Genomic DNA, 5530 nt, shown 5'->3' on the forward strand with positions numbered 1-5530 from the left:
CTTGCCAGGGTTGCCCTGATCAGGCCGGGAACAGCTCGCTCAATTTCATGGCCAGCATCATGTCGCCTTCAGTGCGCAGTTTGCCGCCCATGAATGCCTGCATGCCGTCGGTGGAGCCGTCAACGATGCCTTTCATGGTTTCGCCGTCCATCACCAGGGTGACTTGGGCGTCCGGGTTTTCACCTTCCAGCAGTTCGCAGGTGTTGTTTTTCACAACCAGCGAGAAGTTCTGGGTGTCGTCGATACGGAAACCGAACACCAGGTCCAGGCCGTCAGCAGCGGCTGGGTTGAATTTGGCTTTCATTGCTTCTACGGCTTTAGCTACGTCAGTCATGGTTTCGATCCTTTTATGGTGAGTCCAGTGACCTTGGGGTCACGGTTGGCCGCAATTCATCGGAAAGTGATGAGCTGCGGCGCCTTCAACAGTTGCAAGTGGGTATGGCTGTTGAAGGAAGCCAGTGCCACCTCGCGACCACGGAATTTCAGTTGGTTGAGCGAGGTGTTAACAATTTGCCAGTTCAGTTCGAAGGCCTGTGCGGCAGGCATTCGGGTAATCAGGTGGAGCAGGGCCGTAATGGTGCCGCCGGAGGTGAACACGGCGATCTTGTCACGGTTGTCGGCGGCTTCGAGGATGCGTTGCAGGCCACCCTGAACACGTTCGACAAATCCCAGCCAGCTTTCCAGGCCCGGCGGGTCGTAGGTGCCGGCCAGCCAGCGTTCGATGATCAGGGAAAAGATGCGCTGGAATTCGCCACGGTTTTGCGCGGCGTTGCGCAGGATATGCAGGGCTTCGGGTTCGCTGTGCAGCAGGTCCGGGAGCAGGGCGCGGATGATCGCCTCGGCGTCGAACTCGTTGAACGCGCTGTCGATTTCCAGCGTGGGTACCGGCAGGCCGAGGGCGCTGTATTGTTCGAAGGCGGCGGTAGCAGTGTGCTGCTGGCGGCGCAGGTCGCCCGACACGCAGCGGTCGAAGCCCAGGCCCAGTTCCGCCAGGTGGCGGCCCAGCACTTGCGCCTGTTGCACACCGATGGGCGACAGCACGTCGTAGTCGTCTGCACCGAAGGAGGCCTGGCCATGTCGAATCAGGTAGATGCTGCCCACGTCCGTTTTCCCGGTACGTTGAAAGTCTGGCGAGGTTATGAGGATGCCGGGAAGCTGTCAATGAAAAAACATACGCTTGTTTTAAAAGGTCGTTAGAGGCCCGCTGCTGGCGGTTTGATCACTGGCCCCATGGCGGTGGCGTCGGTATGCTTGGGCAATCCGCGCCTGGCGCACTGCACTTGTAAGGAGTCACATGGATTTTCTGGCCGAGTACGCTACTTTCCTGGCTAAAACCGTCACCCTGGTCGTCGCTATCCTGGTGGTGCTGATCAGTTTCGCCGCACTGCGCAGCAAAGGCCGCCGCAAAGCTGCCGGCCAGTTGCAGGTCAGCAAGCTCAATGACTTCTACAAGGGTTTGCGTGAGCGCCTGGAGCAGACCCTGCTCGACAAGGACCAGCTCAAGGCCCTGCGCAAGTCTGAAGGCAAGGCCGAAAAGAAGAAGGGCAAGAAGAAGCCAGAAGCCAAGCCACGGGTGTTCGTGCTGGATTTCGACGGCGACATCAAGGCCTCGGCCACTGAAAGCCTGCGCCATGAAATCACGGCACTGCTGAGCCTGGCCACACCCAAGGACGAAGTGGTGCTGCGCCTTGAAAGCGGCGGCGGCATGGTTCACAGCTACGGCCTGGCGTCGTCGCAACTGGCGCGTATCCGCGAGGCGGGCGTGCCGTTGACCGTGTGCATCGACAAGGTCGCGGCCAGCGGCGGCTACATGATGGCGTGCATCGGCGAGAAGATCATCAGCGCACCGTTTGCCATCCTTGGCTCGATTGGCGTGGTGGCGCAGTTGCCCAACGTCAACCGCCTGCTGAAGAAGCACGACATCGACTTCGAAGTGCTGACCGCCGGTGAATACAAACGCACCCTGACCGTGTTTGGCGAAAACACCGAGAAGGGCCGGGAGAAGTTCCAGGAAGACCTGGACATCACCCATCAACTGTTCAAGAACTTCGTGTCGCGCTACCGCCCGCAGCTGGCGATTGATGACGTGGCCACCGGCGAAGTCTGGCTGGGTGTCGCGGCGCTGGACAAGCAACTGGTGGACCAGCTGCAAACCAGCGACGAATACCTGGCGACCAAGGCCAAGACCGCCGAGGTGTTCCACCTGCACTATGCCGAGCGTAAAAGCCTGCAGGAGCGGGTGGGCCTGGCGGCCAGCGGTTCGGTCGACCGGGTGCTGCTGACTTGGTGGAGTCGCCTGACCCAGCAGCGTTTCTGGTAACAATTCCAGCTGACGTTCGAAGATCAAAATGTGGGAGCGGCGGTGCGACGATTCGACTTGCTCGCGAAGGCGGTGTGTCAGTCAATACATCTGTGACTGACACACCGCCTTCGCGAGCAAGCCCGCTCCCACATTGGTTTTGTGTTGGTCACATTACCGAGCTAGTAGTGAGGCCTGAGGCACCGCCGGTATGGGGTGCCGCATCAACGATCCCACTACCAACGCCCCCAGCAAACCCAACAACCCCGCCACCCACAACACCACGCTGAACCCGCCGACGAACGCCTGCCGCGCCAGTGGCTGCACCGTGTCCCGCGCGGACTCGGGCAGCAACGCCATGGCCGCCGGCATATCGCCAGCCACTACCCGTGAAGCAATCCCTGCCGCCTGTTCCTGCCACTGGGAGCCGATGCTCGTGTGCAGCAACTGTTCGCTATGGCTGCTCAACAACGCCCCATACACCCCGATCGCCAACATGATCGCGCTGAAGCGCATGGTGGTGCTCATGCCCGACGCCATCCCCGCGCGGTCCCGTGGCACGCAAGCCATGATGTTTTTCTGCGTATCGCCATTGAGCAATCCCGCGCCGGCCCCCGTGACGGCAATCGCCAGGGCGAACGGCAGATAGCCGCCGATATTGACCGCCCAGGCACTCAGCAGGTTGCCGCACCCCACCAACGCCAGCCCCGTCGCCATCATCGTTGCCGGGGCAAAACGGCTAGCCAGTCGGGCGCCTATCCGCGGACAAATCAACATGGTCAAGGCAAACGGCAACATGCCCAGCCCGGAGGCAATCGCGGATAAGCCCAGGCCGTTTTGCAAGTAGAACGGCAGCAGCGTCATCATCACCTGGGCACAGCCGGCGTAGGCGAACATCCCCAGCAGTGCGCCGATAAAGCGCGGGTGCCTGAACAGTTGCAGGTCGACCATGGGCCGTTGTTGCAGGCGTTCGGCGAGTACAAAAACACCCAGCAACGCAGCGCCTCCCAGCAGCCGCGCGTAAGTCAGCGGGTTGTCCCAGCCGATACGGTTGGCTTCGATCAAGCCCCAGATCAGGCACAGCAGGCTGGCACTGAAACTCAGGCTGCCCCAAGGGTCGAGCCTTGCAGCCTGGGCATCGCGGGATTCCGGAATCGCGCGCAGCACCAGTCCCATCAGCACCAGGCCGACCGGCAAATTCAGATAGAAAATCCAGCGCCAGCCCAGGTATTGGGTAATCAACCCGCCGAGGGTCGGTGCGGCGGTCATCGCCACGCCCATGCACGCGCCCCAGAAGGCCCAGGCCTTGGCGCGTTCCACTTCGTCATGGAAGGTATGGCCGATGGAGGCCAGGGCCGAGGTCAGCAGCAGCGCTGCGCCGACACCTTTGACGGCGCGAGCGATATCCAGGAACAACGCATTCGGCGCCGCACCGCAGCCGAGGGAGGCGAGGATGAAAATACCCAGGCCCCAGACCAGGGTCTTCTTGCGGCCAAAGCGGTCGGCAATGCTTCCGGCCGGCAATAACAGGGCGGCGAAGGCCAGCATATAAGCGCTGACCACCCATTCGATATCGGCAAAATTCGCCCCCAGGTCCCGGGCGATGCTCGGCAGGGTCACGGCGACGATGTTGGTGTCGAGCACGATCAGCGAACAGACCCCGGAGGCGGTCAGCAGTGTCAGGCGCGGGCTGACCTTGCTCATGGCTGCACCGAAGCCACCGCCGCGAGGGCGATCTCGTCATCGTGGGCCGGAGTATCTGCGCTGATGCCGATGGCGCCCACTACCTGGCCTTCAAGGATGATTGGCTTGGCGCCCTTCATCATCAACAGGCCGGCGGTGATGGCTGCCGGGCGGCCATTGTTGATGGCGTTTTCCAGGTCCCCGGACGGCCGCTTGAAGAGCGCTGAAGTGCGCGCCTTGCCTTGGGCCAGCTCGATACCGGCCACCACGGGAGCGCCATCCATGCGCAGCGTCAGGATCGGCCAGCCACCGTCATCGACGATGGCTACGGCGCAGGGCCAGCCCTTGTCGGCGGCGACCTTGCGCGCGTGTGCGGCGATCTGCTGGGCCGTTGCCAGGCTCAGGATTGCCTTGTGGGCAATGCTTGCGGGGGCTTCTGCGGCCAGCGCTGCGGGCACGGTGCAAAGACCGGCAAGCACCAGGACCAATGATTTGACGAACATGGGAAAGCCTCTCTACTGTGAACGTACTGCGAGCTTATCCCCGGCAGGTGGCGTCCTTGTTAGGCGCCATACAGAACTTCATTACCTTTGAGCTAATCCTGTGATGGAAATACGTCATTTCCGCTACTTCCTGGCGGTTGCCCGGCAACGCAATTTCACCCGTGCTGCCGAACAGCTGGGTATCGCGCCGCCGACCCTGAGCCGGCAGATCCAGGACATGGAAACCACCCTCGGTACGCGCTTGTTTATCCGCCGCCAGCGCGAGGTCAGCCTGACCGAGGCGGGCGCGGCCTTGCTGATCGAGGCAGAGGCCACCGTGCGCCAGTTCGAGTTTGCCCAACGCAATGCCCAGCGCGCCGGGCGTGGCGAGATCGGTCATATCGAACTGGGTTATGTGGCGTCGGCGGTGTATTCGGGGTTGTTGCAGCGTCAGGTGCAGTCGTTCTGCGCGGACTGCCCGGACGTGAGCCTCAGCGTGCGCGAGAGTCCCATGGCGGCGTTGCCGGGGCTGGTGGCGGAGGGGCGTTTCGACATTGGCTACATTCGTTCGCCGATGACCTTGCCTGATGGGGTCGAAGCGGTGCGGTTGAGCAGTGAAGGGTTTGTGCTGGCGTTGCCCCAGGATTCGTGGCTGCTGGGGTTGAAGGCAATCAGTTGCGAGCACCTGCAGAACGAGACGTTTATCTTGCCCGAGCAGATCAGCGGCACGCTGCACGTGGCGGCGCAGGGTGGTTATGCGCCGCGACTGGGGCCACAGCCGGGTGGGTTGGTGGCGGTGATTGCGTTGGTGTCACTGGGGCAGGGCGTAGCGGTAGTGCCGGAGTCGGTGGTGGGGCATGTGAGCTTGCCGAATGTCGTGTACCGCAGCATTGAAGGCAGCGAGGCGTCGTCCTGGTTGTCGCTGATTTACCGGCGCTTTGAAAAGGCGCCGGCGGTGGCGCGGTATATAGAGCAGGTGAAGCAGGTAGCCAGGTTGAAGGTTTGATCGCGGCGGGTTAGGTGCTTCACGGGTTAAGTGTGTTGCTGCCTTCGCGAGCAAGCCCGC

Annotated in this window: 6 protein-coding genes; 2 read left to right on the plus strand and 4 right to left on the minus strand. The window is 62.1% G+C overall.

Going from position 1 to position 5530, the window contains the following annotated elements; translation table 11 throughout:
- Positions 1-19: 19 nt before the first annotated feature.
- Both HX807_RS10470 and HX807_RS10475 read right to left on the minus strand, forming a co-directional pair.
- Positions 20-334, minus strand: a complete 315-nt coding sequence (locus HX807_RS10470; protein WP_003215671.1) for an SCP2 sterol-binding domain-containing protein — start codon at positions 332-334, stop codon at positions 20-22.
- Between the two features lie 56 nt (positions 335-390).
- Complete coding sequence (locus tag HX807_RS10475; protein ID WP_102605149.1) at positions 391-1101, minus strand: histidine phosphatase family protein; 711 nt, start codon at positions 1099-1101, stop codon at positions 391-393.
- Between the two features lie 193 nt (positions 1102-1294).
- Here HX807_RS10475 and sohB point away from each other — a divergent pair, with 193 nt between their 5' ends.
- Complete coding sequence (sohB, locus tag HX807_RS10480) at positions 1295-2320, plus strand: protease SohB (protein WP_008434663.1); 1026 nt, start codon at positions 1295-1297, stop codon at positions 2318-2320.
- Positions 2321-2473: 153 nt separating this feature from the next.
- On the opposite strand, the gene HX807_RS10485 is transcribed toward sohB, so the two are convergent.
- Together HX807_RS10485 and HX807_RS10490 are read right to left on the minus strand one after the other, a co-directional pair.
- Entirely contained in the window at positions 2474-4003 is a 1530-nt protein-coding gene (locus HX807_RS10485) for an MFS transporter (RefSeq protein WP_177049907.1), read from the minus strand.
- Complete coding sequence (locus HX807_RS10490; protein ID WP_177049909.1) at positions 4000-4485, minus strand: heme-binding protein; 486 nt, start codon at positions 4483-4485, stop codon at positions 4000-4002. The genes HX807_RS10485 and HX807_RS10490 overlap by 4 nt, the downstream gene beginning before the upstream one ends.
- A 103-nt stretch (positions 4486-4588) precedes the next feature.
- On the opposite strand from HX807_RS10490, the gene HX807_RS10495 reads away from it, so the two are divergent.
- A complete protein-coding gene (locus HX807_RS10495; RefSeq protein WP_102605152.1) occupies positions 4589-5470 on the plus strand; it encodes a LysR family transcriptional regulator in 882 nt (293 codons plus the stop codon).
- Positions 5471-5530 lie beyond the last annotated feature (60 nt).

Origin of the sequence: Pseudomonas sp. D8002 (genome assembly GCF_013385695.1) — a bacterium.
Taxonomy (GTDB): domain Bacteria; phylum Pseudomonadota; class Gammaproteobacteria; order Pseudomonadales; family Pseudomonadaceae; genus Aquipseudomonas.

Bases quoted from the DNA above. Each gene is read 5' to 3' on its own strand.
- HX807_RS10470 (WP_003215671.1), bottom strand. From the start codon at position 334: ATGACTGACGTAGCTAAAGCCGTAGAAGCAATGAAAGCCAAATTCAAC.
- sohB (WP_008434663.1), top strand. From the start codon at position 1,295: ATGGATTTTCTGGCCGAGTACGCTACTTTCCTGGCTAAAACCGTCACC.
- HX807_RS10485 (WP_177049907.1), bottom strand. From the start codon at position 4,003: ATGAGCAAGGTCAGCCCGCGCCTGACACTGCTGACCGCCTCCGGGGTC.
- HX807_RS10490 (WP_177049909.1), bottom strand. From the start codon at position 4,485: ATGTTCGTCAAATCATTGGTCCTGGTGCTTGCCGGTCTTTGCACCGTG.
- HX807_RS10495 (WP_102605152.1), top strand. From the start codon at position 4,589: ATGGAAATACGTCATTTCCGCTACTTCCTGGCGGTTGCCCGGCAACGC.